At 70.1% G+C, this 2916-nt stretch carries 3 protein-coding genes; 2 read left to right on the top strand and 1 reads right to left on the bottom strand.

The window, feature by feature from the left end; translation table 11 throughout:
• Positions 1 to 201 precede the first annotated feature (201 nt).
• Entirely contained in the window at positions 202 to 684 is a 483-nt protein-coding gene (locus ACPYN7_RS06745) for a GyrI-like domain-containing protein (protein ID WP_424347116.1), read from the top strand.
• Between the two features lie 89 nt (positions 685 to 773).
• Here the strand turns inward: ACPYN7_RS06745 and ACPYN7_RS06740 are convergent, their stop codons facing one another.
• Entirely contained in the window at positions 774 to 2012 is a 1239-nt protein-coding gene (locus tag ACPYN7_RS06740) for a dicarboxylate/amino acid:cation symporter (RefSeq protein WP_424347115.1), read from the bottom strand.
• Between the two features lie 416 nt (positions 2013 to 2428).
• Between ACPYN7_RS06740 and ACPYN7_RS06735 the strand changes: the two genes are divergently transcribed.
• Positions 2429 to 2916 (top strand): hypothetical protein (locus ACPYN7_RS06735; protein ID WP_424347114.1); only part of this gene is annotated, 488 nt, incomplete at its 3' end.

Genomic DNA, 2916 nt, shown 5'->3' with positions numbered 1-2916 from the left:
GAAGCTAAGACCCACAGCGCCGATGGTACTGCACCCGGAAGGGTGTGGGAGAGTAGGACACCGCCGGACCACACCACCAGGGTCGAGCCCCCGCACCACACGGTGCGGGGGCTCCCCGCATTTAACCACCCCATCGGCATCGAGCGCCGGCACCGTCCCGTCATACGGGCGCTGCTCCGGCAACGGGCGCATAATGCGGGCATGGACACGACGAACCAGGATCCAGAGTCCCCGCGGGTGACCGAACAGCAGGAGCAGTCCACGGCCGTGGTGACGGGAACGGTCGCCATGGGCGACCTGCGTGCGTTCTTCGACCGAGCGTTCGACGACCTGCGGCGTGCCATGGCCGACGGGGCGTTCGAGCCGTCCGGGCCTCCGATGGCCGTGTACCACGGTGTGCCGGCGGAAACGGTCCATCTCGATGTGGGCTTCCCCGTGACTCGGCCGGTCACAGCCCACGGCCCGGTCGTGCCGGGCCGGTTGCCCGCGTCCCGTGCGGCGTCGTCCGTGCACGGCGGCAACTACGACGACCTCGGACGCTCCTGGCAGCACCTGGCGGAGTGGGCGGCACGGGAACGCCTCGATCTCGGCGACCTCATGTGGGAGGTGTACGTGACGGAACCCCGGCCGGGGGACGACCCCGCGGCCATGCGCACCGAGCTCCACTGGGCACTGCGTGAGTGATGCCCGGAGGGCCGCGCGGCCCGCCACGAGAAAGGCCCCGACCGTGCGGTCGGGGCCTTCGTCATGGCGCAGGAGGGGGAGCTGTCGGCTCAGCGACGCAGCGGTGCGTCCGCGGGCTCCCGCTCCGGCGAGGCCGTCCTGCCGGCCTCGCTCACGGCCCGCTCGCCGATGATCTTGTTCATGACCACGGCGATGGCGCCGTCCCCGGTCACGTTCGTGGCCGTTCCGAAGGAGTCGATGGCGATGTAGGTGGCGATCATGAGGGCCACGGCGGTCTCGTCGAAGCCGAGCATGCCCTGGAGCAGACCGACGGCGGCCATGATCGCACCGCCGGGGACGCCGGGGGCCGCGACCATCGTGATGCCCAGCATCAGGATGAAGCCCACGTAGGCCAGGTCGTCGATCGGTGTTCCCGTGATGGTCATGATGGCTGCCGAGAAGAGCACGATCTTCAGGGTGGACCCTGCGAGGTGGATGGTCGCGCTGAGCGGAACCACGAATCCGGCCACGGGCGGTCGGACGCCGTTGACCTCCGCGCACCGGAGGGTGACGGGGATGGTCGCGGCGGAGGAGGACGTGCCCAGCGCAGTGGCGTAGGCGGGGAGCATGTTCTTCAGCAGAACGGCCGGGTTGCGGCCCACGTAGACTCCCGCGGCCACGTACTGGGCCGCGAGCAGCAGCACGGACAGGGCCAGGGCGACGAGCACGACCTTCGAGAAGGTGGAGACGACCACCAGGATCTGCCCGTTCATGGTGAGTCCCATGAACATCCCGAAGATGTAGAGGGGCAGGAGCGGGATGATGACCAGCTCCACGATGCGCATGATGATCCCCCGCAGGTCGTCCATGCTCCGGTGGAGGGTGTTTCCGGGGATGAGGGTGATGCCCACGCCCAGGCAGAAGGCGAGCAGAAGTGCTGTCATGACGCCGAACACGGGCTCCATCTCGAGGGCGACGAAACCCGTGAGGGCGCTCTCCTCCGGATTGGCCAGCGCGTCGAGCTCGCGCTCCCCGCCCAGCAGCCACGGGTAGCCCGCGCGTGCGACGAGGAAGGCCAAGAGGCCGGCGAGGACGGTGGACGCGTACGCGATGGCGGCGGTCACGCCCAACCACTTGCCGGCTCCTCTGCCGAGGTCGCCGATGGCCGGGGTGACGAGCCCGACGATCAGCAAGGGGATGAGGAAACCGAGGAACGCGCTGAAGAGTCCGTTGAACGTCAGGAAGAGGCGGGCGACCGGTTCGGGGAAGAACAGACCGCAGGCGATGCCCAGGACGATCCCGACCAGCACGCGCACCAGGAGGTGGGACGTGAGGGGTTTTTTGGTCATGGGTCCATCATCCGCCGGAGGCGCAGCCGGGAACGAATCGGGGCGGAGTGGCCCCGGGCCTGCTTATACAATGGGGACGATCAGCATGGCGGACCGTTTCCGGACACCGCCGACATCCACGAGAGCCGACCGGCACTGCGTCGGCACAGAGGAGCGGTACGTGTCCGAGTCATTCCAGCACGGGTCCCGGGACGAGCGTCGGAACGGAAGATCCGGCGACCGCCGGCCCGGCGGAGGAACGGGACGCGAGGGTGACCGTTCCGGATCGCCGTCCCGGGGTCGGTCCGACGACGGACGACGCGGCCCGTCCCGCGACGCGCGCGACGGTGACCGGAGCAGCGGCTACGGCGCGCGCGGTGCCACCGGCAGGACCCGCGACGATCGGCAGGACGATCGCCGTGGTGGCTACGCCCCGCGTGCTGACCGTCGTGATGAGCGGCAGGGTGAGCGGGGTCCGCGTCGTGAGGGGGAAGGCTACCGCGGCCGTCGTGACGACCGTCGGGACGACCGCCGTGGGGGCTACGCCCCGCGTGGCGACCGTCGTGAGAGTGACCGTCGTGAGAGTGACCGTCGTGAGGGTGACCGGCGCGGGGGCTACGGTGGCCCGGGTCGTCGTGATGACCGGCAGGACGATCGCCGTGGTGGCTACGCCCCGCGCGGTGACCGCCGTGAGGGCGAGCGTCGTGATGAGCGGCAGGGTGAGCGGGGTCCGCGTCGTGAGGGCGAGGGCTACCGCGGTCGTCGTGATGACCGTCAGGACGATCGCCGTGGTGGCTACGCCCCGCGCGGTGACCGGCGCGAGAGTGACCGGCGTGATGAGCGGCAAGGTGAGCGGGGTCCGCGTCGTGAGGGCGAGGGCTACCGCGGTCGTCGTGATGACCGTCAGGACGATCGCCGTGGTGGC

The organism is Kocuria sp. CH-021, from assembly GCF_049716185.1.
Lineage (GTDB): Bacteria > Actinomycetota > Actinomycetes > Actinomycetales > Micrococcaceae > Kocuria > Kocuria cellulosilytica.
This window is presented reverse-complemented; position numbering and strand designations above follow the sequence as displayed.